This is a genomic window from Mesorhizobium sp. B2-8-9, assembly GCF_006439475.1.
Lineage (GTDB): Bacteria > Pseudomonadota > Alphaproteobacteria > Rhizobiales > Rhizobiaceae > Mesorhizobium.
Window position 1 is genome coordinate 284,662 of record NZ_VFTQ01000001.1, and the last position, 21,939, is coordinate 306,600.

The 21,939-nt window shown below is 63.7% G+C and carries 27 protein-coding genes; 16 read left to right on the plus strand and 11 right to left on the minus strand.

The genetic code is table 11. From position 1 onward, the window contains the following. Positions 1 to 144: 144 nt before the first annotated feature. The gene (locus FJ423_RS01470; RefSeq protein ID WP_140838583.1) at positions 145 to 777 is read right to left on the minus strand and encodes a LysE family translocator; all 633 of its coding nucleotides are present in this window, start codon (positions 775 to 777) and stop codon (positions 145 to 147) included. Positions 778 to 840: 63 nt separating this feature from the next. After that, positions 841 to 1,299 (minus strand): thioesterase family protein, encoded by a 459-nt coding sequence (locus FJ423_RS01475; protein WP_210239530.1) that lies wholly within the window; start codon positions 1,297 to 1,299, stop codon positions 841 to 843. Positions 1,300 to 1,462: 163 nt separating this feature from the next. Here FJ423_RS01475 and rfaD point away from each other — a divergent pair, with 163 nt between their 5' ends. Genes rfaD through waaC form a run of 3 tightly spaced genes read left to right on the plus strand, consistent with a single transcriptional unit; the run spans position 1,463 to position 4,364 of the window. Next, positions 1,463 to 2,413: an ADP-glyceromanno-heptose 6-epimerase gene (gene rfaD, locus FJ423_RS01480; RefSeq protein WP_140838585.1), complete on the plus strand. Its 951-nt coding sequence runs from the start codon at positions 1,463 to 1,465 to the stop codon at positions 2,411 to 2,413. Next, complete coding sequence (gene waaF / locus FJ423_RS01485; protein ID WP_140838587.1) at positions 2,386 to 3,393, plus strand: lipopolysaccharide heptosyltransferase II; 1,008 nt, start codon at positions 2,386 to 2,388, stop codon at positions 3,391 to 3,393. Before rfaD ends, waaF begins: the two co-directional genes overlap by 28 nt. Continuing rightward, complete coding sequence (gene waaC, locus FJ423_RS01490; RefSeq protein WP_140838589.1) at positions 3,390 to 4,364, plus strand: lipopolysaccharide heptosyltransferase I; 975 nt, start codon at positions 3,390 to 3,392, stop codon at positions 4,362 to 4,364. Before waaF ends, waaC begins: the two co-directional genes overlap by 4 nt. 140 nt (positions 4,365 to 4,504) lie before the next feature. Here waaC and greA read toward each other — a convergent pair whose 3' ends face one another. Next, on the minus strand, positions 4,505 to 4,978 hold the full coding sequence (gene greA, locus FJ423_RS01495; RefSeq protein WP_095766573.1) for a transcription elongation factor GreA: 474 nt from the start codon (positions 4,976 to 4,978) through the stop codon (positions 4,505 to 4,507). Between the two features lie 259 nt (positions 4,979 to 5,237). After that, on the minus strand, positions 5,238 to 5,774 hold the full coding sequence (locus FJ423_RS01500; RefSeq protein WP_095766572.1) for a tetratricopeptide repeat protein: 537 nt from the start codon (positions 5,772 to 5,774) through the stop codon (positions 5,238 to 5,240). Positions 5,775 to 5,954: 180 nt separating this feature from the next. Between FJ423_RS01500 and FJ423_RS01505 the strand changes: the two genes are divergently transcribed. The 3 genes from FJ423_RS01505 to FJ423_RS01515 all read left to right on the plus strand — a co-directional run bounded on the left by FJ423_RS01505 (position 5,955) and on the right by FJ423_RS01515 (position 8,468). Next, positions 5,955 to 6,380, plus strand: a complete 426-nt coding sequence (locus tag FJ423_RS01505; RefSeq protein WP_140838591.1) for a DUF3775 domain-containing protein — start codon at positions 5,955 to 5,957, stop codon at positions 6,378 to 6,380. A 132-nt stretch (positions 6,381 to 6,512) separates the two neighbouring features. After that, positions 6,513 to 7,502 carry an extensin family protein gene (locus tag FJ423_RS01510; RefSeq protein WP_246680057.1) on the plus strand — a complete coding sequence of 330 codons (990 nt, stop codon included), beginning with the start codon at positions 6,513 to 6,515 and terminating at the stop codon, positions 7,500 to 7,502. 135 nt (positions 7,503 to 7,637) lie between these two features. After that, positions 7,638 to 8,468, plus strand: coding sequence for an extensin family protein (locus FJ423_RS01515; RefSeq protein ID WP_140838595.1), 831 nt, complete (start codon positions 7,638 to 7,640; stop codon positions 8,466 to 8,468). Position 8,469: 1 nt separating this feature from the next. On the opposite strand, the gene FJ423_RS34730 is transcribed toward FJ423_RS01515, so the two are convergent. Both FJ423_RS34730 and FJ423_RS34735 read right to left on the minus strand, forming a co-directional pair. Next, a complete protein-coding gene (locus tag FJ423_RS34730; RefSeq protein ID WP_348642870.1) occupies positions 8,470 to 8,886 on the minus strand; it encodes a gamma-glutamylcyclotransferase in 417 nt (138 codons plus the stop codon). Position 8,887: 1 nt separating this feature from the next. Continuing rightward, positions 8,888 to 9,190: a gamma-glutamylcyclotransferase gene (locus FJ423_RS34735; protein ID WP_348642871.1), complete on the minus strand. Its 303-nt coding sequence runs from the start codon at positions 9,188 to 9,190 to the stop codon at positions 8,888 to 8,890. 111 nt (positions 9,191 to 9,301) lie between these two features. Between FJ423_RS34735 and FJ423_RS01525 the strand changes: the two genes are divergently transcribed. Then, the gene (locus FJ423_RS01525; RefSeq protein ID WP_140838597.1) at positions 9,302 to 10,009 is read left to right on the plus strand and encodes an LssY C-terminal domain-containing protein; all 708 of its coding nucleotides are present in this window, start codon (positions 9,302 to 9,304) and stop codon (positions 10,007 to 10,009) included. Between the two features lie 172 nt (positions 10,010 to 10,181). Further along, positions 10,182 to 11,492 carry a hemolysin family protein gene (locus FJ423_RS01530; protein WP_140838599.1) on the plus strand — a complete coding sequence of 437 codons (1,311 nt, stop codon included), beginning with the start codon at positions 10,182 to 10,184 and terminating at the stop codon, positions 11,490 to 11,492. A gap of 152 nt (positions 11,493 to 11,644) precedes the next feature. Here the strand turns inward: FJ423_RS01530 and FJ423_RS01535 are convergent, their stop codons facing one another. Beyond that, on the minus strand, positions 11,645 to 12,538 hold the full coding sequence (locus FJ423_RS01535; RefSeq protein ID WP_140838601.1) for a LysR family transcriptional regulator: 894 nt from the start codon (positions 12,536 to 12,538) through the stop codon (positions 11,645 to 11,647). 104 nt (positions 12,539 to 12,642) lie between these two features. Between FJ423_RS01535 and FJ423_RS01540 the strand changes: the two genes are divergently transcribed. The 4 genes from FJ423_RS01540 (at position 12,643) to FJ423_RS01555 (ending at position 15,316) form a co-directional block, all read left to right on the plus strand. Beyond that, positions 12,643 to 13,512: an NmrA/HSCARG family protein gene (locus tag FJ423_RS01540; RefSeq protein ID WP_140838603.1), complete on the plus strand. Its 870-nt coding sequence runs from the start codon at positions 12,643 to 12,645 to the stop codon at positions 13,510 to 13,512. Positions 13,513 to 13,559: 47 nt separating this feature from the next. Next, positions 13,560 to 14,033: an SRPBCC family protein gene (locus FJ423_RS01545; protein WP_140838605.1), complete on the plus strand. Its 474-nt coding sequence runs from the start codon at positions 13,560 to 13,562 to the stop codon at positions 14,031 to 14,033. Between the two features lie 407 nt (positions 14,034 to 14,440). Next, the gene (locus FJ423_RS01550; RefSeq protein WP_140838607.1) at positions 14,441 to 14,812 is read left to right on the plus strand and encodes a hypothetical protein; all 372 of its coding nucleotides are present in this window, start codon (positions 14,441 to 14,443) and stop codon (positions 14,810 to 14,812) included. Between the two features lie 162 nt (positions 14,813 to 14,974). After that, on the plus strand, positions 14,975 to 15,316 hold the full coding sequence (locus FJ423_RS01555; RefSeq protein ID WP_246680058.1) for a gamma-glutamylcyclotransferase: 342 nt from the start codon (positions 14,975 to 14,977) through the stop codon (positions 15,314 to 15,316). Between the two features lie 166 nt (positions 15,317 to 15,482). Here FJ423_RS01555 and FJ423_RS01560 read toward each other — a convergent pair whose 3' ends face one another. Together FJ423_RS01560 and FJ423_RS01565 are read right to left on the minus strand one after the other, a co-directional pair. Next, complete coding sequence (locus FJ423_RS01560; RefSeq protein ID WP_140838609.1) at positions 15,483 to 15,848, minus strand: avidin/streptavidin family protein; 366 nt, start codon at positions 15,846 to 15,848, stop codon at positions 15,483 to 15,485. Between the two features lie 196 nt (positions 15,849 to 16,044). Continuing rightward, positions 16,045 to 16,650 (minus strand): NADPH-dependent FMN reductase, encoded by a 606-nt coding sequence (locus FJ423_RS01565; RefSeq protein ID WP_095766563.1) that lies wholly within the window; start codon positions 16,648 to 16,650, stop codon positions 16,045 to 16,047. Positions 16,651 to 16,740: 90 nt separating this feature from the next. Here FJ423_RS01565 and FJ423_RS01570 point away from each other — a divergent pair, with 90 nt between their 5' ends. Further along, complete coding sequence (locus FJ423_RS01570) at positions 16,741 to 17,109, plus strand: helix-turn-helix domain-containing protein (RefSeq protein WP_140629822.1); 369 nt, start codon at positions 16,741 to 16,743, stop codon at positions 17,107 to 17,109. A 160-nt stretch (positions 17,110 to 17,269) separates the two neighbouring features. On the opposite strand, the gene FJ423_RS01575 is transcribed toward FJ423_RS01570, so the two are convergent. Continuing rightward, positions 17,270 to 17,473, minus strand: coding sequence for a hypothetical protein (locus tag FJ423_RS01575; protein WP_140838611.1), 204 nt, complete (start codon positions 17,471 to 17,473; stop codon positions 17,270 to 17,272). Between the two features lie 125 nt (positions 17,474 to 17,598). After that, a complete protein-coding gene (locus FJ423_RS01580) occupies positions 17,599 to 17,994 on the minus strand; it encodes an acyl-CoA thioesterase (protein ID WP_140838613.1) in 396 nt (131 codons plus the stop codon). A 188-nt stretch (positions 17,995 to 18,182) separates the two neighbouring features. Between FJ423_RS01580 and FJ423_RS01585 the strand changes: the two genes are divergently transcribed. The 3 genes from FJ423_RS01585 to FJ423_RS01595 are packed head-to-tail and all read left to right on the plus strand — an operon-like array spanning position 18,183 to position 21,921. Beyond that, positions 18,183 to 19,799, plus strand: coding sequence for a GMC family oxidoreductase N-terminal domain-containing protein (locus tag FJ423_RS01585; protein ID WP_140838615.1), 1,617 nt, complete (start codon positions 18,183 to 18,185; stop codon positions 19,797 to 19,799). Then, positions 19,796 to 21,007: a mandelate racemase/muconate lactonizing enzyme family protein gene (locus tag FJ423_RS01590; protein WP_140838617.1), complete on the plus strand. Its 1,212-nt coding sequence runs from the start codon at positions 19,796 to 19,798 to the stop codon at positions 21,005 to 21,007. The genes FJ423_RS01585 and FJ423_RS01590 overlap by 4 nt, the downstream gene beginning before the upstream one ends. Next, positions 21,004 to 21,921, plus strand: a complete 918-nt coding sequence (locus FJ423_RS01595; RefSeq protein WP_140838619.1) for an NAD(P)-dependent oxidoreductase — start codon at positions 21,004 to 21,006, stop codon at positions 21,919 to 21,921. The genes FJ423_RS01590 and FJ423_RS01595 overlap by 4 nt, the downstream gene beginning before the upstream one ends. Positions 21,922 to 21,939 lie beyond the last annotated feature (18 nt).

Below are 21,939 nucleotides of genomic sequence, written 5' to 3' on the forward strand. Positions count from 1 at the left end.
AGCTATGCCTGAAGACGGCCGGACTTGATTAGGTTTCAGCGCCGGAATTGTGGCGCGGGCTGTTCAAAGCGATGCCGATATACCGCAATTCGGGCGAGCGCAACGGCAGCCCGGCGCGGACCTTAGCCGGAGCCGGGTTGGCAATCAGCTCCTCTGCAGGGCGACGTGGACGCCGAGGCCAACCAGCACGGCGCCGCCCGCTCGCTGCATCAGGCGCTGCGCGCGTCCCGAACGCCGCAGCCGGGCGATCATCGCGCCGGCAAGGAATACGCACATGACGTCGGCGGAGGAGAACATCAGGTTGACGATGGTTCCAAGCACGACGAACTGCAGCCAGACCGGAAACGCCGCCGAAGCATCGATGAATTGCGGCAGGAACGCCATGAAGAAGATCGCCGTCTTCGGATTGAGCACCTCGACGGTGATGCTTTCGAAAAAGGCGCGCCGGGCCGATTTCCGCTCGATGGCGGGCAGAGCCATATCGCTATCCGCCCGTTTGCGGAACATGGCAACGCCGAGCCAGACCAGATAAAGCGCGCCGATCAGCTTGACCACCAGGTACAGCGGCGGCACGGCGTGAAACAGGACGGACAGGCCGGCAGCGGCCGCGAAGACATGCACATAGCCGCCGAGATGGATGCCGAGTGCCGCCGTCAGCCCAGACCAGCGCCCGCGCGCCATCGTCTGCGCAGCGGCGTAGAGCATGGCAGGACCGGGAATGTAGGCGAAGATCGCCGTGGTGGCGAAGAAAGCGATGAGCAGTTCGGTCGACGGCATCTTGTTCCCTCACGCTACGCCAGGTGGCGAAGGCCGAACTGGAGCCGTAGCTTTGCGGCCTCGCTATGACAAAGAACCTGTCTGCCCGGATTTGGTCAAGACACGCGCCATGAACTTGTCATGGTCGATCACCGCGCGCTCATGCAGACCTTCCCCGATCAGTCCGCCCTCGTCGGTGCATGACACCTTGAAGCGCAATTTTCGCCCTTCCACGGCGACAAGCTCGACATCGGCGGTGACCATCATGCCGACGGGGGTGGCGGCGACATGGCTGACGTCGACATGGGTGCCGACGGTTCTCTCGTGGCTGCCAAGGAACGGGCGCAAGGCCTCGATGCACGCCCATTCAATGAAGCCGACCATGAAGGCGGTGGCGAAAACCGGTGGCATGTCGCCAAAACCCGCAAAGGCGGGCGTCATGGCAGGCACCGTCAGGGTATCATCGACCCGCACGATTTGACGATGGCGGAGGCCGGGCTTTAGATCGGACGTCACTGTTGCACCACGAGCAAGGACCCGCACCGGCGGCCTTTCGCCGCGGTGCTCGCAAGCAGCTTATCCCGAAAGCCCTTCCGCCGATCTATCCCTACGTTCGTCGTACCCGCGGCTGGCGAGCTTTATCGACAGCCCAGCCCACCTCCCCTATAAGGGCCGGAATCGGCAACGGAGCGAGGCTGAAGAAAGCATGATCATCGTCACGGGCGGCGCCGGCATGATCGGCTCCAACATCGTCGCCGCTCTCAATGCCGAGGGCCATGATGACATCGTCGTCGTCGACGATCTGACCGACGGCCACAAGATCGCCAACCTTGCCGACCTTCGCATCGCCGACTATCTCGACAAGGACGAATTTCTCGCCCGGCTCGATGACGGCGCACTCGGCCGCATCGAGGCCGTCTTCCATCAAGGCGCCTGCTCGACCACCACCGAGTGGAACGGCAAGTTCATGATGGAGGTGAACTACGCCTATTCGAAGCGGTTGCTGCATGCCTGCCTGAAGCTGCGCGTGCCCTTCCTCTACGCCTCGTCGGCTTCGGTCTATGGCGGCGGCAGCGAGTTTCGCGAGGAGCCGGACTTCGAGCGGCCGCTCAACGTCTATGCCTATTCGAAGAAGTTGTTCGACGACTACGTCCGCCGCAACGTCTTCGATACCGATCATTCGCAAGTGGCGGGCCTGCGCTATTTCAATGTCTACGGCCCGCGCGAGGCGCATAAGGGCGCCATGGCCTCGGTCGCCTTCCATCTGTTCAACCAGGTCGAGCGTGGCGAAAACCCGAAGCTGTTCGGCGCCTATGGCGACTTCGGACCCGGCGAGCAGAGCCGCGATTTCATCCATGTCGGCGATGTGGCCGACGTCAATCTGTGGCTGTGGAAACGCGGCGCCAGCGGCATCTTCAACTGCGGTACCGGCCGCGCCCAGCCGTTCCGGGCGATCGCCGAGACGGTGATCGACACGCTGGGCAAGGGCGAGATCGAATTCATCCCCTTTCCCGATCACCTCAAGGGCAGCTACCAGAGTTTCACGCAGGCTGATATGTCCCGCTTGCGCGCGGCCGGCTACAATGGCCAATTCCGCACAGTCGAAACCGGCGTCAGGGACTATGTCGAATGGCTGAAGGCCCAACGATCCTCGTGATCGGCCCACGCTGGGTGGGCGACATGGTCATGGCGCAGTGCCTGTTTGCGGCGCTGAAGGAAAAACATCCGAATGCGGCCATCGACGTGCTGGCGCCGGCATGGGCGGCCCCGCTGGTCAAGCGCATGCCCGAGATACGCAGCCAGATCGACTTTCCGTTGATGCCGGGAGCGCTCGAGTTCCGCAGCCGCAGGCGCTTCGGCCGCCTGCTGCGCGGCCGCTACGACATGGCCTATGTGCTGCCGGGGAGCTGGAAATCGGCGCTGATCCCGTTCTTCGCCCGCATCCCACATCGCGTCGGCAATCTGCGCGAGATGCGCTACGGCCTGCTGACGGATGTCGTACCCCTGCCCGAAGCGCTGAAGCGGCGCACCGCACGCGCCTATTTCGGCCTCGCGCGCGGCGGCACTTTTCGCGCGCCGCGTCTTACCGTCGACAAGGCCAACCAGGCCGATCTGCTGGTGCGCTTCGGGCTGACCGGGAAGAAATTTGTGGCGCTCATGCCCGGCGCCGAATTCGGCCCGGCAAAACGCTGGCCGAGCGATCGCTATGCCGGGCTGGCCCGAGACATGATGGCCAAGGGCTTGGGCGTCGCGCTACTCGGCTCGACGAACGATGCCGACGTGACCGGCGAGATTGCAGCCCTTGCGCCGGGTGCCGTCGACCTTGCCGGCAAGACACGCCTCGAGGACGCCATCGACCTGATCGCCGCAGCGAAGCTTGCGGTCTCGAACGACAGCGGGCTGATGCATGTCGCCGCCGCCGTCGGCACGCCGATCGTTGCCGTCTACGGTTCGACCTCGCCGGAAAACACGCCGCCTCTCAGCGAGCGCTCAGAGCTGATCTGGCTGCATCTGTCCTGCTCGCCCTGCCACAAGAAGGTCTGCCCGCTTGGCCATCTCAACTGCCTGAACACGCTCGATGTCGCGCGCGTCACCGCCGCGGCCGACCGCTTGCTCAAGGTTCCGGCAGCGGCATGAAAGTGCTGATCGTCAAGACATCGTCGATGGGCGATGTCATCCACACGTTTCCCGCCGTCGAGGACGCGGTGCGCAATCGCCCCGATATAGATTTCGATTGGTGCGTGGAGGAGCCGTTTGCCGGTATCGTGGCTCTGCATCCGGCGATCGGCACCATTCACAAGGTGGCGGTCCGGCGCTGGCGCAAGCGGCTTCTCGACGGAGCCACGTGGCGCGAGATGACCGGACTGCGCGGAGCGCTCCGCGCCTCCCGCTACGATCTGGTCATCGATGCGCAGGGCTTATTGAAATCGGCCCTGGTCGCCATCCAGGCCGGCGCGCCGATTGCCGGCTTCGACCGGGCCAGCGCCCGCGAGCCGTCGGCGACGCTGTTTTATCGACACAGATATGCGGTGCCGCGCGACCTGCACGCCATCGAGCGCACCAGACGGCTGTTCGGGCTGGCGCTTGGCTATCAGCCCGACCTGTCGACGCTTCGCTCAGGCATCGTGCCGCCGGCGGGCAACCTGCCTGGCATCGAAGGCAGAGCCGCCTTCCTCCTGCACGGCACCAGCCGCGAGGACAAGAAATGGCCGGTCGAGAATTGGATCGAAACCGCGCGCCGACTGGCCGGGCGGCAGTTCACGCCGATTGCCACCTGGTCGAATGAAGCGGAAAAATCCGTAGCGGAAGCCATTGCCGCCGCCGTGCCAGGCACGGTGCTTATTCCGAAATCGCCGCTCGCGGATGTCGCCGCGATCCTCGGCCGCGCGGCGCTGGTCATCGGCGCCGACACCGGCCTCACCCACCTCGCCAGCGCCTTCGGCCTGCCGACCGTCGCCGTCTTCCTGGCGACGGAACCCGGTCTCACAGGCCCGCGCGGGCCTTTCGCATCGACCTTGCCTGCGCCTGCGGGCGGCAGGGTCACGCCGGCTGAGGTGATGGTGGAGGCTGAGCGGCTGCTGGCACTCAGTTCAAAGGCGCCAGCGTGAGGACCTTTTCAGAATTCGCTCTGGCGAGTCGAATGGCGTAGTTTTCGAGAACCGGAGCGGAGCGTACTTAAAGTACGTGAGCACCGGAAGCGCAGAAAACTACGCTAGTCGGCCGCCAGAGTAGAATTATCAAAAGGTCCTCAGATAAACTGCACCTGGACGATCTCGTACCCTCGGGCGCCGCCTGGAGCATTGACCTCGATGGCGTCGCCGACTTCTTTGCCGATCAGCGCACGCGCGATCGGCGATGAAATCGAGATACGGCCCGACTTCACGTCCGCTTCCTGGTCGCCGACGATCTGGTAGGTTTTCTTCTCTTCGGTGTCCTCGTCGACGAGCACGACAGTTGCGCCGAACTTGACCTTGTCGCCGGAAAGCTTCGAAACGTCGATAACTTCGGCCCGCGCGATCAGATCCTCGAGCTCGTTGATGCGGCCTTCATTGAGGCTCTGCGACTCTTTCGCCGCGTGATACTCGGCATTTTCGGACAGGTCGCCATGCGAGCGCGCTTCGGAAATCGCCTCGATGATGCGAGGACGCTCCTCCTGCTGGCGCCAGCGAAGTTCTTCCTTCAATGACGCGAACCCCTCGCCTGTCATCGGGACCTTGATCATAGCCTGACCTTTCTGCCGCCACCCCCGTTTTCGGGAGGGACCTTGTCAATAGGTACAAAAAGAAAACGGTCCGGCAGCCTCGGGCTAACGGAACCGTCTCACCACAATTTCCCTGAATATAGCGATCTTTGCGCGATTTTCACGCCCAAAAATTGAAGTTCGGCAAAATGATCACCGCTTTCGCGGTCCGCGGCTGCCGGCGAGCAATAAAAAACCGGCTGCGATGCCCGCAGCCGGTTCGAGAGGCTTCGAGCCCTGTTCAGCTCCTCAGGAAATGATCGATCTGCTCGGACAGCATGCCGTATTCGCGCGAGCCCTTGCCGGTCCGCTTTTCGATTTCCTGGAGCTGTTGCTGCGCGCCGGCGAGATCGCCGATCTGCAGATGCGCCTCGCCGAGATATTCGCGCACCAGCGTGTAATTCGGGTCGATCCGCAGCGCTTCCTCGTAATAGCCGAGGCCGACCGTGACGCGGCCCGAATGACGATGCGAATAGCCGAGATAATTGAGGATTCGCGGATCCTGCTTGTTGGCGGCGAGCGTCAGCACCGAAATCGCTTCGTCATAGCGTCCGGCCATCGCCAGATCGTGACCGGCCTCGTAGATGCTGTCGTCGTCCAGCATGCCATATTGCGGCTTTACGCATTTGTTCTTCTTCTTGTCCCAGACCTCGCCCTTCTTGCAGGTGGTGGTCGTCTGGCCACCGCTGCTGCCGCCTTCACCAGCCGCAAAAGCCGGCGCAACGAACAGCGGCAGCGCCGCAATAGCCATGACCTGAACAAGCAAACGTCTGCGCATCGAAGCCTCCGTGAGTGTGACAATGCCAGATTAACGCCGCCTTGGCGCGGTTTCATCCCGAAATGCGGGCTACTACCGAACTATTTTGAACCCGGGCCGGACAGAAGCCGATAGCTGCGGACGTGACGCGCGCTTTAATTGCGCTATCATCGGACCAAGCGCATCACGTGGAGAAGGACCGTGCAGCAGCGCCTCGAGAAGGAGTGGGAACTTTCGATCGATCCGGACACGGTGCGCCTGTTCATCCTCAAGGCGAAGGCGCTGAGTGCTGCCGTCAACGAGGACTATGATGACGGCGCTGAGCACGAGGTCGAGTTCGACGGCGACACGCATGACAGCCACCATCATGACGGCCTTGTCGAGGAAGCCTCGGAAGACCTGACCGGGGAAGAATTGCGCGAGCTAATCAACGATCTCAATATCGACGAAGCGGCCGAGCTCATCGCGCTCGCCTGGGTCGGGCGCGGTGACTATGAGGCATCCGAATGGATGGACGCGGTGGCCGCCGCCAGGGAGCGTCCCAGGAAGCGCGCGGCCAAATATCTGCTCGGGCTGCCGATGCTTGCCGACTGGCTGGAGGAAGGCCTTGAAGCCATCGGCGCGTAACGCGCCGGTAACCGATTGTGATCGGCAAGGCAGCCGATACAGGCAACTTCGCACCGCGACCGCCGTTTCCGGGCGATGGCAACGCTGAGCCTTTCACGACTTTGCAGATTGGCGCTGCCTGTGGCGGCTGCGATGTTGCTGGTTACGCCGGCCATAGCCAAGCATCATCATCGGCATAAAGGACATCTGCCGCCGGCCAGCCAGAGCGCCGCTCCGGCTCCGGAAACGCCGCCGGCGACCCCGGTTCCAGGGTCGCGTCCGCAGGACCTGGACAACGGCGCTGAGAAGTCCGGGCAAGGCAAGCCGCGCGCGGGCGGCAGCGACGACTTCCTCAACCAGCAGAAATCGCATCCGAAATGGGACGCCCGTCCGCCGCGTTCGAAGAGCGCTCAGTCCGCGCCGCGGACGGAATTCGAGCCGCAGATGCCGGATGTCGTGCCGACGCCCCCGCAGAAGCCGACCGAACTGGAGCCGGAGCCGCCGGAAACCGCGCCGCAGCCATCGGAAAAACCCGAACCGCCGGGCGAGGAAAAGATGCTTCCCGATCCGCGCTCGGCCGACATGCCGGCCGAAACGATGCCGGCGGAAGAAACCGCGTGCCGCGAGCGGCTGAAGGCTCTGGGCGTCGAGTTCGAGGAGCACAAGGCCGAGCACGATGCGGAAATCGGCTGCTCGATCCCCTATCCGATAATTCTGAAAACGCTGGGCAAGTCCATCGGCATCAGTCCCGGCACCGAGCTCAACTGCCAGATGGCCGAGGCGGCGGCGCGCTTCATGGCCGAAATCGTCCAACCCACGGCAAAGGCCGAGCTCGGCGCCGATTTGAAGTCGATCGACCAGGGCTCGGCCTTTGTCTGCCGCCCGCGCAACGGCACCCGCAAACTGTCCGAACACGCCTTCGGCAACGCGCTCGACATCGCCAGCTTCACCTTGTCGGACGGGAGGAAGATCGAGGTCGGGCCGACACCGCCGGAGAAGGACGCAAAATTCCTCGACGCGGTGCGCAAGGCTGCCTGCGGTCCGTTCAAGACGGTGCTCGGACCAGGCGCCGATCCCGACCACGCGCTGCATTTCCATCTGGACCTGGAACCGCGCCGCCACGGCGGAACCTTCTGCCAATAGGTGATTCCGGAAGTCTTGCCCGCAGCAAGCCAAGGACAGCGCCGCAATTCCGCCCCATGCGTGAATGCCGGCGCTGATCTTTCCTTTACTGTTGGCGGTTAACCTTGTGCCATTCGGGGACAAGGACGCCTTTCAATGGCTGGAAGACTTGGCGCTATGCTGGCAGCGGCGCAACGGAGCAAGCGTGCGCGCATCACGGTCGCCGGGCTGGCCGCGGGCGTCGCCATGGCGGCAATATCGGCCTGCACGACCGGTGACGTCTTTGCACTGCAGCCGGCCGTCGATGTCGGCAGCCAGACGGCAGCCGTGCCGCAGCCCGATGCGCCGCAATATTCCGGAATGCAGCGTCTTGTTCCATCCAACCCCTATATGACGCAGGTCGCCTATCCGCGCATGGACGAGCCGATGTCGCCTCTCGAGCAGATGCCGGCCAGCGAAATCGACTGCCGCAACGAGCTGAAGCGGATGGGAGTCGTCTATCAGGACGTCCAGCCGATCCATGAGGGCCAGTGCGGCATCGATTATCCGGTAAAAGTCTCGGCCATCGGCAATGTCGCCATGACGCCCGCGGCGACCCTGACCTGCAACATGGCCGCCACCTTTGCCGCCTGGACGAAGAACGAGCTGCAGCCGGCTGCCCGCTGGCGCTATTTCTCCGGCGTCAAGGCGATCCACCAGGGCTCCAGCTATTCCTGCCGCAACATCGCCGGCGAAGGCGTGCTGTCCGAGCACGGCAAGGGCAACGCCCTCGACGTCATGAGCATCGAGCTCAACAATGGCGACGACATCGACGTCCGCAAGCCCGGCCTGTTCGCCTTCCGCACGCGCGGCTTCCTCAACAATGTGCGCGCCGACGGCTGCGAGTATTTCACCACGGTGCTCGGCCCAGGCTACAATTACGACCACCGCAACCATTTCCATTTCGACATCAAGAACCGCAAAAGCGGTTACCGCGCCTGCCGCTAGATCAGCCTTGCCGTTGGGCTTCAGTCGAAGCGATGATCTGCCGGGCGACCAGATCCTGGATACGCCAAAGATTTCTGTCGCGGATCCCGCTTTCCTCCAGCTTGGCGACCGTCCGGAAAAGATATTGCGCCGAGGAGCCCCAATGCCCGGCGGCGCGCGCCAGCGTGTGCGCAACCTGCTCCAACGCCAGCCTGCCGGCATAAGCCCTGCCCTCGGGCGCGGCGACAAAAGCCAGCGCACGCAATGGCCCGTCCCTGGTCCGGAGCTTGATCCAGCATGGCACGTTGGTCGGCGGGTTCGCATCTATTTCGCGACGAAGCAGTTGGACGATCTGCCCCAGATGGTCCTCCGCCGGCAGCCGATAGGCGATGCCGTTGCAGCTGCCTCCCCGGTCGAGCGCCAGCATCAGCGCCGGCAATTCACGCGTTCCGCGCCAGCGTGTCAGCTTCAGGCAAAATGAGCGGTGCCAACCTAAGTGCCGTCGCCTGACGCTGCTCCAGGTAAATGAATTCTGGATTCCAGATCAGCGAGCCATAGGCAAATACCCAAAGCGCATCGGGTCGATATTGCGCAAGCAGCTGTTCGGCCAGATCGTTAAATTCAGCGTCGCTATGCTCACTTGTTCCGGGCTCGGGACCTGGATCAGGCTCCATGCGCTCGACCCTCGCGACAAGCTCTGCAGTCAGCGCCATTTTACCGCGGCCTGTCTTTGTCGGTTCCATTCGCCGCACCCCCGTCAAACGATAATCGATGGTAGACGGTCTCCAGATCGCTGGCCATTGATTTCCCGTGATTGTCGGGCAACACATGCCACACGGGATCGAGCGGCGCTCATGAGCCACAGAAGTTTGAGACGACGCGCGGTGATCTGGATCGCGGCTTTCTGCGCCTTCTACGTGATGCTCGCATATCTCGCCGCGCCGGAATTCTGGACCTGGCGGGAGCGCGGCTTCCGTACCCGGCCCTTCGAGATGGTGACGCATACGCCGCAGGGCATTCCCGGCGATCCGATCAATGTCGGCCTGGTCGGCACCGAGAAGGAAATCGTCCACGCCTTCGCCGTCGCCGGCTGGGACACGGCCGATGCCGTGACGCTGCGGACCGCGATCGACATCGGTGAAAGCGTCTTGTTTTCCCGCCCCTATCCCGATGCGCCGATGAGCCGCCTTTTGTTCGAGGGCCGAGCCCAGGACCTGGCCTTCGAGAAGCCGGTCGGCGACAGCGCCGACCGGCGCCACCACGTCCGCTTCTGGCAGACGGACACGATGGGCGACGACGGCCGCCCGCTCTGCCTGGGCGCCGCGAGCTTCGACCGCGGCGTCGGCCTCAGCCACGATACCGGCGCCGTCACCCACCATATCGGCCCCGACATCGATGCGGAGCGCGACTTCCTGATCGGCGATCTGAAGACTGCCGACCTGCTGGCCTCCACCAGCGAGATACCCGGGATCGGCGCCACTAAGGCCGGACGTAATGGCGGCGGCGATCCCTATTTCACCGACGGCATGGCCATTATCGGCGTTCTGAAGACGCAGCAGTGACGGCGCACCCGTCCCGCGCGCGCTGACGCCGAAGGTGCGCGTCGTGGTCGACGCGCTTGTCGGGCATTTTTCGGCGCCGCTTTGGGATGCCGTCTGAACAGCGCGCCTGTCATGTTCCAAAAATACCCGCGGGCTATTTTCGAACGCACTGCAGCAATGCTATTGACCGCCCATGCTATATGTTGAAATCGCCGTCGTGGCCGTCCTCATTCTGGTGAACGGCCTCTTGTCGATGTCGGAGCTAGCCATCGTCTCGTCGCGGCCCGCCCGCCTCAAGGCGATGATCGACCGCAACGTCAGGGGCGCCGGCCGCGCGCTGGCGCTCGGCTCTAACCCCGGAAAGTTCCTGTCCTCGGTGCAGATCGGCATCACCCTGGTCGGCGTTCTCTCCGGCGCCTTTTCGGGCGCCACGCTCGGCGAAAGGCTGGCGCAATATCTGGCGTCGACCGGCATCCGCGAAAACATCGCCGATCCTGTCGGCGTCGGCATCGTGGTCGCTTTGATCACCTATGCCTCGCTCATCGTCGGCGAGCTGGTGCCGAAGCAGATCGCGCTCAAGGATCCGGAGCGCGTCGCGGTCAGAGCCGCGCCGGCAATGACCATCCTCGCCACCTTCTCGGCGCCGCTCGTCTTCCTGCTCGACCTCTCGGGCCGCGCGGTGCTTTGGCTGCTTGGGCAGGCCGGCGAGACCGAAGAGAAGGTCACCGACGAGGAGATCAAGATGCTGGTCGCCGAGGCCGAGCATCACGGCACCATCGAATCCGATGAGCGCCGCATGATCGCAGGCGTCATGCGCCTCGGCGACCGCGCCGTGCGCGCCGTCATGACGCCGCGCACCGAGGTCGACTGGCTGAACCTGCAGTCCGACGAGACCACGGTCAAAAAGCTTCTGATGGATACCCAGCACTCGCGCCTGCCCGTCGGCGACGGCAATGTCGACGCCATGGTCGGCGTCATCCAGACGCGCGACGTGCTGGCCGCCCTTCTGGCCGGCAGGGTGCTGGATCCGCGCCAGCATGTGCGCGCCGCCCCCATCGTGCATGATCAGGCCGACGCGCTCGATGTCCTGCAGAAGCTGAGGGAATCGGACGTGCCGATGGCCCTCGTTCACGACGAATACGGCCATTTCGAAGGCATCGTCACCCCGGCCGACATCCTCGAAGCCATCACCGGCGTGTTCCGCTCCGACCTCGAAGCCGGCGAGGAGGAAAACGCCGTCAAGCGCGAGGACGGCTCCTGGCTGCTCGCCGGCTATATGCAGGCCGACGAGATGGCCGAGGTGCTTGGCATCGACCTTCCCGAAAACCGCGACTACGAAACCGTCGCCGGCTATGTGCTGTCGCATCTGCATCATCTGCCGACCACCGGCGAATGCGTCGACGCGCAAGGCTGGCGCTTTGAGGTGGTCGACCTGGACGGCCGCCGCATCGACAAGCTGATCGCCACCCGCCTGCCCGAGGGCCACCGCCCTGTGGCGCGCTGAGGACGAAATTTATGTGGTAACCAACTCGCCGTCAGCTTTGCGGCGGGAGGCGCCCAGTCTGCTTTTCGGCAGGCCCACCAACAAGCTGCCGCCCCCGACCGTACAGGGTCGCCGCATAGAGAAGGCGCAGATAGCGTTTCGATCATTCCGTCTCATCCGCCGATATAGGCCGCCAATTCGTCAGGGGTTCCCTTGGGAAAGGCCTGCTTCAAATAGTCGAGGAACGCCGATACGCGGACGCTGAGCAAGCGTCGGGACGGATAGAGCGTCCATAGGGCGATGTCCGGGCCGTCGACATCGCCCCAATGCACCAGCGTTCCAGCAGCCAGATCGTGACTTACAAGCGAGATCGGCAAACGTCCGGCGCCGACGCCCGCCCGGACGGCATCGCGGAACATCAGGAGCGACGAAAGGCGAAGGACTGGCTCAATCGCGATGCGTGATCGTCCGGTCGGCGTCACGATGTCCCAGGCGGCAACGCGCTCGCCGGATTCCCGCACGACGGCCGGAACGGCGAGATCGTCGGTCGGTCTGGCGAGGCCCGGACTCGCGACCACCACCAGCCGGTCGCGCAGGAACACCCGTCCGACAAGACTTTCATCGGGCTCAGGATTGACCCGGATCACCAGATCGTACCCCTCCTCGATCATATCGACGGCCCGGTCTTCCGTCGTGACCTCGAGCCGGACTTCCGGATATTTCAGCGCGAACCCGGCGGCCAGCCTCCCCATCGCAGTTTGGGAGAAGAGCAGCGGCGCGCTGATCCGCAGCCTGCCCCGCGGCGTGCGTCCGCCCGAAGCGATCGCCGTCGCGGTTTCGTCCAATTCGGTCAGCAACGCTCCCGTCCGCTCGAAGAGCGCCCGTCCTTCCTCGGTGAGCTTCAGCGCACGCGCCCCGCGCTCGAACAGACGCAAGTCGAGGGCGGCCTCCAGTTCCGCGACTCGGCGAGACAGGGTCGCCTTCGGGCGCCCCGCGGCGCGCGCCGCCTTTCCGAACCCTCCATGCCGGGCAACCAGATTGAAATCAGCGAGGGCGAGAAGGTCCATCTGTTCCACCATTGAGACGCCGTGTCCAGATATAGCGCCTATCGGTTCGAATGTGGATCACTCATTTACGGGATGTCTTTTGACCCAAACCCGGAGTGAACCCCATGACCATTCTCGTTACCGGCGCGACCGGCAATGTCGGCAGCCAAGTCGTCAACCAGCTCGTCAAGCGCGGCGCCGATGTCCGTGCGCTTGTCCGCGATCCTTCCAAGGCGAACTTCCCGGCGGGCGTCGCCGTCGTGCAGGGCGACCTGCTCGACGTCGATTCCCTGCGCAGCGCCTTCTCGGGCGTCTCCACTTTGTTCCTGCTTAACGCCGTGGTGCCCGATGAATTCACCCAGGCGCTGATCGCCCTCAACTTGGCCCGCGAGGCAGGCATCGAGCGCATCGTCTACCTGTCGGTGATCCACGGCGAGCTTTACGTGAACGTGCCGCACTTCGCCGGCAAGCTCGCGGTCGAGCGGATGATAGAGCAGATGGGCCTCAACGCCACCATCCTCCGTCCGGCCTATTTCATGAACAACGAGCTCATGATCAAGGACGTGATCCTCAGCTATGGCGTCTATCCGATGCCGATCGGCAGCAAAGGCTTGGCAATGGTCGATGCACGCGACATCGCCGAGGTCGCGGCAATCGAGTTGCTTCGCCGCGAGCAGGCCGAAATTGCCCTCCCGCTCGACCGGATCAACCTCGTCGGTCCCGACACGCTGACCGGCACGGATGTCGCCGGCGTCTGGACAGAGGTCCTGGGTCGCCAGATCGCCTACCCCGGCGAAGATCTGGCAGGCTTCGAACAGAACCTGCGGCAGTTCATGCCGAGTTGGATGGCGCTCGACATGCGCCTGATGGGCGAGCGCTTCATCAGCGAGGGCATGATTCCCGATGCTGGCGACGTCGACCGCCTGACCAAGCTGCTGGGTCGGCCGATGCGCACCTATCGCGACTTCGCCGCAGAAATCGCTGCCTCGGCCTGACGCCGGAGGCAGCCTGCCACCTCAACATCAATCCTAAGGATACAATTATGATCTACTCAACCGCCACCGTCCCGGTGAACCCGGAAGGCGCGACCAGGCTGACCCGTGCACAAGCCTGGGCTGGCCTGGAGCTCAAGGCTCGCGACGCCCGCGAATTCCTGCCGCCAGGCCTCTGCACCCGCTGCGATGTCGTGGAGGAAAGCGCGACGTATTTCGTGCGCGAAGCGACCATTGCGGGTGCAGATCTGCGCGAGGTCATCACGCTTGAACCGCAGAGCAAAGTCACATTCTTCCAGGCCGCCGGGCCGCGCGAGGGCGCGATCGTCAACGAACTGTTCGAGGGCGCCGACGGCACGCTCCATCTGCGCTTCTACTGCTATCTCGGCCTGCGCGGCAAAGAGCCGAATGGCCCCGAGGAGCAGGCCGAGCAGGCGCAGTTCGACGGCGACCAGGGCTACAAGGCTGCCCTGCTGTCCACACTGAAGCGCACCCGCGAGCTGCTCATGGAGGGCCGGCTCTGACCATTACTCATGAACATCAACCCGGGACCTTCTCTCGTCCACGGCGCAAGGCAGACAAGTCTCACGATCGGCCTCTGGGAATTTGTTCTGCCGTCAAGGCACTAACACGGCCTTGCCGGTGCGGCGCAAACGCCGCCCCACGTCCTTAGGAGGATATTCGAAAAGCCACTCAGGCAGCCTGGGCTTCGTCGGCGAACACGTCTACCTTGCGCGCCGCACGGCCTGCTAGACGTAGACTCATTGCTGCGTAGCCAGATGCGGATTGAGACGAGTTTGAGGGCGGCGAGACAGCCAGCTCGTCGTATCGGGTGACAATACGGCGGAACTGCTTGGCAGGTCATATGGGCTCATGCTGAGCCTGAATCAGATTCAGCCGCGATATGAAAGTCTCGGTCGGAAACGACCCGTTGCGAACCTACGCCCAAGAAGGATATGTTGCCGCGGCGCGCGCAGGCATCCCGCTTCATCATCGCGCATGTTCCATGAAAGCAAAGAATAGATTCGACTCGCTCATGCACGCGGTCTGTGTTGGTCATGGCTATTGTGGAGGAAGGCACGGCGACAAGTTCATGCATGTCACCGATTTTATTCCTCAATCCGGCGATGTTACAGCGGATCAATTCGTGGAATGGGTATTTCTAGCTGAATATGAGAATGAGAGTGAGCGAATGTCTCCCAGATGGGATCGGCATCGCCAGAGGATACGAGGCTATTTTGTTGAGCACATGGGATCAGACGTCGTCGATGCCAGCCAACTAAAATGGGGCGTGGAGGGCTAAGCCAACCCTTTACTCTGCTTCCCACTCATCTCGGTCATACCACATTTATGAGTTCACGACCTAGGATGAACTTCCGGCTTTGGCCGACGTTCACCTGAATGGTCACGAACGTCTTCGTCTTTGGCACCTTGAAAAGAGGGTTTCCCTTGCACGAGCAGGGGTTTGAACGGGGCCGCGTTTCTTGGCAATTGTCGGACGCGTGAGCGGTTTCCAATGCTGATTGCTGGACCTCGCTTCGCTCCGATGATGTTCAACGAACCGGGTGTCGGGTTCCAGGTCGCCGGCGAACTCTACGAGGTCGATGATCGCACCCTCTCGCGCCTCCATGCCATCGTATCCGTGAGCGCGCCCGGCAGTTTGCGCCGATCGAGGTTGAGGCTCTCGAAGGGACCGTCGCCCGTAGCGCAGGTCTATATGAAATCCCGGCTTCTCGCAGATCCCGTGCATTCGGGATATCTCGCCTGTTACAATGATTGGCGCTTCGTTCTTCCTGGGAGAACGTAGCGGCTTCGCCCGCCTCCGGACGTTTTGTATTTTCGGTTCAAGAAACGGTTGGCCTGCCACCGCTGGAGCTTTCCCATCCGGCGGCAGCGATCGTGATCAGAGCGGCGCCGAGCAGCAACGGCCTGCGCCGCTTCCTGACGACGGCACTCGGGGCCAGCTAGCTTGGCTATTCTCGGACGAAGGTGTCGAGGCTGATGCCGAAGGCGCGCCAGGCTCCTACCTGCTTGCGGGAAGCGGTTTCGCCCTCCTTGCCGGTGATGGTGCTGCCGGCCACTGTCAGCCACATCGTCTCCAGCCTGCCGTCCCGCAAAATGCCGGTGTAGCTCACGGCGGCAGGGCCGGCCGTACCCTCGCCGGCGGCCGTTACTCCAATCACGTCGCCATGCGCGATGCCGGATATCGGCACGGTCTGTCCATAGAAGCTGCTGTCTTCGAGCGCCGTGCGAAACGTGCCTTCAATCCGGCCGCCCTCCTCGCCGGTGATGTCGAGGACGGACCCATACTGATTGCGCCATCTGCCAAGCCAAGGCATCCCGCTCCTCCACGACTGTGCTGTCTTCGTCTTCGGGGGATACGGCCTGCATCTAACGCGCCGTTCCGAGCGGTCAACAGCGCGACGGCCAAAGGGATCAGCCTGGGATCCAGGCCAGACAGACAGCTCCGCAAATGGAAAGGGGCAGCGCTGGCACCGCCCCTTTCTCATTGGGAGGACAGTGTCGATCGACCGCTCAGGCGGCCTGGGCTTCGCCGGCGATCGCGTCGGCGGCGCGGGCCGCTTTCAGCACCCTTGCCCACCAGGCGACGTCGTTGACCAGCGCGGCGGCCGACTGGTTCAGGTGCTCGAGATCCTCGAGCTTCTTCTCGCCCTGGCGAACCGCAAGGAAATCGCCCCAGGCGATGTGCACCGCCGACTTGACCGGCGCCATCTGCAGCTCGACGGCGATCAGCCGAAGGTGCTCGATCGCGCGCGAGCCGCCGACGCTGCCATAGCCGACGAAGCCGGCCGGCTTCTTGTTCCACTCGTTGGCGGCGTAATCGATGGCGTTCTTCAGCACAGCGGTCGGGGCGTGATTGTATTCGGCGGCGGTGAAGATGAAGCCGTCGAACTCGGCCACCTTCTTCTGCCAGCGCTGCGCCACTTCGTTCTGCGACGGCGCCCAGGCGGAGGAAGCGACCTCGTCGAAAAAGGGCAGCGGCCAGTCGCGCAGATCGACGATCTCGACATCGATATCGGCGTGCGACTTGGCGATCTTGGCGATCCACTGCGTCGGCACGTCGGCGAAGCGGGCGGCGCGCGTCGAACCGACGACAATGGCGATTTTGGGCTTGGACATAAGGGGCTCTCCTTGCGGGAATTTCTGGTATCGTTTGGATACCGGCGCTATATGTGATACTGACAAATCGGCGCGCAAGGAGGCACTTCTTTGTTACTGAGGCACCCGCACAACACCGAGGACTGCCGGGCCGTTTCGGAAATCCTGCAACGGGTCGGCGACAAATGGACGGTGCTCGTCGTCGGCAAGCTCGGCGGCGGACCAATGCGCTTCAACGAATTGCGCGCCGCCGTCGGCGGAATTTCGCAGAAGATGCTGACCACCACCTTGCGCGGTTTGGAGCGTGACGGCTTCGTCACGCGCAAGGTGTTTCCGACCATTCCGCCACGTGTCGATTACGAGCTCACCCAACTCGGTCACGAGCTCCTCGTGCCGGTCGGCGCGCTCGGCGAGTGGGCGCGCAAGAACACCAATCGAGTCCGCGAAGCACGCGCGAAATTTGACGGCCTACAGGCCTGAAGCCCTTGCGATGCAAGGGTTTTTAGTCTGCCGATGAAACCGTGGGCCTCAGCGCCGGTCGCATCACGCTTTCGATTTTGATCGGAGCCTCCGCGGTTCCGCCGCCGGCGTCGCCGGGCAACCGCTTCGCCAAGGAGATCCGTCTTTAGCCGGCAACCGATCAGGCGCTTGGGGCAGTGCTGTCGCAGCACGCCGTCGAGCAGCTCTTGAATTGCGCGGCCTTCTTGTCGATCGCCTTCGGGCCTCGCATGCAGGCGACGTGTGGAAGGCCTTTGCTGACCTCCACATAGGCCGTTATGCCGAGCAGGCAGACCAGGGCAATAAGAGCTGCCACGAGCCAGCCGTTCAGCATATGTTGACGCATTGTCTTTCCCTCGCGCCTACAAGGTGGGGCGTGAAGGCAACCATTGGATGTCGCGAAGCAAATCTCCCACGCCGGCGTTGTTACAGAGCGGCAAGTCTGGGAGAATCAGTAATCCCGCCGGAGGGTCAGCTCTCGGCCGGAACCGGCTTCGGCTTGCCTTCGCCGTCGAGCGCCACCATGACGAAGTCGGCATGGGTGACCTTCTCCATCAGATCGGAAAGATAGCGCTGCGCCCAGGCTTCGACCTTGAGCACCATCGAGGTGCGGCCGACGCGCTCGACATGGGTGTAGATGCACAACGTGTCGCCGATCTTCATCGGCTTGGCGAAGGACATCTCCTTGACCGCGGCGGTGACCACGCGGCCCTTAGCGCGCTCGGCGGCCCGGATGCCGCAGGCAAGGTCCATCTGCGCCATCACCCAGCCGCCGAAGATGTCGCCGGCCGCATTGGCGTCGGACGGCATGGCGAGCGTGCGCAAGGTCAGATCGCCAATGGGTTTTCCGTCCGCGTAATGCACCATGGCAAAATCCTCAAAGGGCAGCTTATGTTGCGTATCAATGCGACCGCCATGTCGCAAGCTCTGGTAAAAGCGAAATGTGCCCCACTGCGCCGGTCGCTTTTTTCACAAGCCATGCCGGAAGCCACGGCGACGCCGCAAGCCGGCAATGTCTAGGGTAAGCGCAACATTGCGGAGCCCGCTTTTCCATCATGCAGACTTACGACTTCATCATCGTCGGCTCCGGCTCGGCCGGTTCCGTCGTTGCCGACAGGCTGTCGGCCTCGGGCCGCTTCTCGGTGCTGGTGCTGGAGGCCGGCGGAACCGATCGGCGCTTCTATGTCCAGATGCCGCTCGGCTACGGCAAGACCTTCTTCGATCCGGCCGTCAACTGGAACTACAAGGCGGAGTCCGACCCCGGCCTTGCGGGCAACAGCGACCACTGGCCGCGCGGCAAGCTGCTCGGCGGCTCGAGCTCGATCAACGCCATGGTCTATATCAGGGGCGCGCGCGAGGATTTCGACGCCTGGGCCGCTGCCGGCAATCCCGGCTGGGCCTATGATGACCTCCTGCCCTCCTTCAAGGCGATGGAAGACAATGCGGCGGGCGCCGACCAGTGGCGCGGAGTCGGGGGCCCTTTGCACATCACGGACTGCACGAACGCGGTGCATCCGCTGACCAAGCGCTACCTTGCCGCCGCACAGCAAGCCGGGCTGCCGCTCAATCCGGACTTCAACGGCGCCTCCCAGGAAGGCGTCGGCGTCTATCAGATCACGACTAAGAACGGACGCCGCATGTCGGCCGCCCGCGCCTTCCTGCGGCCGGCGATGAAACGCGGCAATGTCCGTGTCGAAACCAACGCCCTGGCGACGAAAATCCTGTTCGAGGGCAAACGCGCCGTCGGCATCGAATACGAGCAGAACGGGCAGAAGAAGACGGCTCGCGCGGGCCGCGAGGTGATCCTGTCGGGCGGCTCGATCAACTCGCCGCAGTTGCTGCAGCTGTCCGGTATCGGCCCTGCGGCATTGCTGGCCGACCTCGGCATCCCGGTCGTCCATGCCAACGACAATATCGGCGTCAATCTGCAGGACCATGTCGGCATCAACTACACCTTCAAGGGCAAGCTGCCGACGCTCAATCAGATCCTCAGGCCCTGGTGGGGCAAGCTGCTCGTCGGCATGCAATACATCCTCTTGCGCTCCGGTCCGCTGTCGCTGTCGATGAACAATGCCGGCGGCTTCTTCCGCACCGACCCGTCGATGACACGGCCGAACATGCAGCTCTATTTCCAGGCCTTCTCCACCGTCATCCCGAAGAGCGGCGAGCGTCCGATCCTGACGCCCGACCCCTGGCCGGGCTTCTCGATAGGCCTGTCCAACTGCCGGCCCTCGAGCCGCGGCGAGATCATGATCCGCTCGAAGGACCCGCGCGACTATCCGAGGATCAAGGCCAACGCCTATTCGACCAACGCCGATGTCGACGAGATGCTGGCGGCGGTGAAGTTCGTGCGCAAGATCGCCTCGATGCCGGCCATGGCCGAGATCATCGAGGAAGAGGTTCTGCCCGGCCCCTCGATCCAGTCGGACGCCGACCTGATCCAGGATTTCAGGAAACGCTCGGGCACCGTCTATCACCCGGTCTCGACCTGCCGCATGGGGCCGGACGCCGCGCGCGCCGTCGTCGACCCGCGGCTTCGGGTGCATGGGCTGGACAGCCTGCGCGTCATCGACGCTTCGATTTTCCCCGACAACATCACGGGCAACACCAACGCCGCCTCGATCCTGACCGGATGGAAAGGCGCCGACCTGGTTCTGGAGGATCACACATGAAAATCACCGACGTGAAGACCTGGGTTGTCGGCAACCCGCCGCCCGGCATCGGCGGCAAGTATTTCATCTTCGTCAAGCTCACCACCGATGGCGGCGTGGTCGGCTATGGCGAGGCCTACAACGCCACCTTCTCCGCGCATGTCACCGCCAGGATGATCGAGGACATGGCCGAGCGCTATCTCGTCGGCCGCGATCCGCACGACATCGAGAATTTCTTCCGCCGCGCCTATTCTTCCGGCTTCACCCAGCGCCCCGACGTCTCCGGCATGGGCTGCTTCTCGGCGCTCGAAATGGCCTGCTGGGACATCGTCGGCAAGGAGGCCGGCAAGCCGGTCTACAAGCTGCTCGGCGGCCAGGTGCACGAGACCCTGCGCTCCTACACCTACCTCTATCCGCACACCGGCAGCGTCCATTCGGAAGATGCGCGCGGCAAGAACGTCTACAACGACCCCGACATGGCTGCGGCCTGCGCGCTCGAATATGTCGAGCAGGGTTTCAATGCCGTGAAGCTCGATCCAGCCGGCCCCTACACCGCCTATGACGGCCATCAGCCGCGCTTGATCGACATCGACCTGTCGGCGCGCATGGTCAAGGCGATCCGCGAAGCAGTGGGTAACAGGGCGGATATCCTGTTTGGCACGCATGGCCAGTTCACCGCCTCGGGGGCGCTGCGGCTCGCCCGCGCCATCGAGCCCTACGATCCGCTCTGGTTCGAGGAGCCGGTACCGCCTGATATGCCCGAGGTGATGGCGCAGGTCGCCCGCGGCACATCCATTCCGATCGCCACCGGCGAGCGGCTGACGACGAAGTTCGAGTTCGCCCGCGTCATCGAGAACCGCGCCGCGACCATCCTGCAGCCGGATCTCGGCCGCTCCGGCGGCATCCTGGAGACCAAGAAGATCGCCGCCATGGCCGAGGCCTATCACATCCAGGTCGCGCCGCACTGCTACTGCGGCCCGATCGTCGGCGCCGCCAACATCCAGCTCGCGGTGACGCTGCCCAACTTCCTCATCCTGGAATCGCTGAAGCAGTGGGACGGTTTCCACGCCACGCTGCTCAAGAAGAAGATCGAATGGCAGGACGGCAACGTCATCCCCTCGAAGGAGCCCGGCCTCGGCGTCGAGCTCAACGAGGCGGTCTGCGAGGCCCATCCCTATAGCGGCAAGGAGCTGCATCTGCAGATGATGCAGACGCCGTTGATGCCGTGACCCTCGCTTACGCCTTCGTCGGCCTTGGCCATCTCGGCGGCAATCTTGCCGCCAGCCTGCTGCGCAACGGCTTTGCCGTCACCGTCTTCGACCGCGACCCGGGGGCGGTCGAGCGCCTTGTCGCGCTCGGCGCCACGGCGGCGGCGAGTCCGGCGGAAGCCGCTGCCCGCGCCGGCAACGCGATCACCTGCCTGCCCTCGCCGAAGGTCAGCGAAACAGTGCTCGCCGGCCCCGATGGATTGCTCCAGGGCCTCCCCGCGGGCGGCACCTGGATCGAGATGTCGACCAATGGCCGTGACGAGATTTTACGGCTCGCCGCGCTGGCATCGGCACAAGGCATCGAGACGCTCGAATGCCCGGTGACCGGCGGCGTGCATCTGGCCGCAGTGGGCAGGATCACGGCGCTCGTCGGCGGCGATGCGGCGCTCTACGAACGCCATCGTCCGGCCATCGAGGCGATGTGCGCGAAATCCTTCCTGATGGGCACGGTCGGCTCGGCGGCGGTGATCAAGGTCATCACCAATATGCTCGCCTTCATTCATCTCGTCGCTGCCGGCGAAGCGTTGATGCTGGCGAAGCAGGGCGGGCTCGATCTCGCCCAGGCCTACCACGCCATCGTCGCCTCTTCCGGCAACAGCTTCGTCCACGAGACCGAAAGCCAGCTGGTGCTTAACGGCTCCTACGACGTCGGCTTCACCATGGACCTGGCGCTGAAGGACCTCGGCTTCGCGCTTGCCATGGGCAGGGATTTCGGCGCGCCGCTCGATCTTGCCACCCGCGTCAACGCGATCTTCGAGGAGGGCAAGCGCGCCTATGGCGGTGGCGCCTGGTCGACCCAGATCGTCAAGCTGCTGGAGGATGCGGTCGGCACGGAGCTTCGCGCGCCGGGCTTTCCGGCGAAGCTGGAGATTTGAACAGTGGGATCGTGGAAT